The organism is Rhizobacter sp. P2_H2 (assembly GCF_056403375.1).
Genome location: NZ_JBFUFP010001829.1, coordinates 1 through 548 on the forward strand (window position 1 = coordinate 1; position 548 = coordinate 548).

General features: G+C 70.4%; 1 pseudogene. It reads right to left on the reverse strand.

What is annotated here, in order from left to right:
* Positions 1 to 203: 203 nt before the first annotated feature.
* Positions 204 to 548 (reverse strand): annotated as a pseudogene (locus tag AC1D15_RS36460) (aldehyde reductase); the annotation flags it as partial.

A 548-nucleotide genomic window follows, 5' to 3' on the forward strand; every position in this document is an offset into this window, starting at 1 on the left:
GTGCGGAGTATTCCGCGGCGATGCAGTTGGCCGGCGACCCTCGCGACCTGCGAGGCATYGTTCTGACGGAAGCGGTTCTCATGCGAGTTCCACTGACTCATCTCCCGCCAGCGCCGCCAAAGGGTCTGCGGCGGCTCTGGACAGCCATCACCAGCATCCCTTTCGGTGTTCGGTGAACGGCCCCCTCCTCCAGCCGACCGCCATCACGCGCGCACCAACCCCAGCCGCACCAGGCTCTCCGCCGCCGCCACGATCGCCTCCTCGCTCGAGCGCGGCGACCAGCCCAGCACGCGCCGCGCCTTCTCGCCCGTCGCGTTCAAGTTCAGGCCGAGCAGCGGCACGATGCCCCCCATCGCCGGATTGCGCCGTGCCAGCAGCCGCACGAACCAGTTGGGCAGCGCCCGTGTCGACACCCTGCCGGCTGCCACGCCCATGCGGCGCCGCAGCACCTTCGCGATCTCCACCAGCCACAGGCTCTCGCCGGCGGTCGCGATGAAGCGTTCGCCCGCGGCGGCAGGGTTCGTCATCGCACGCACATGCAGGTCCGC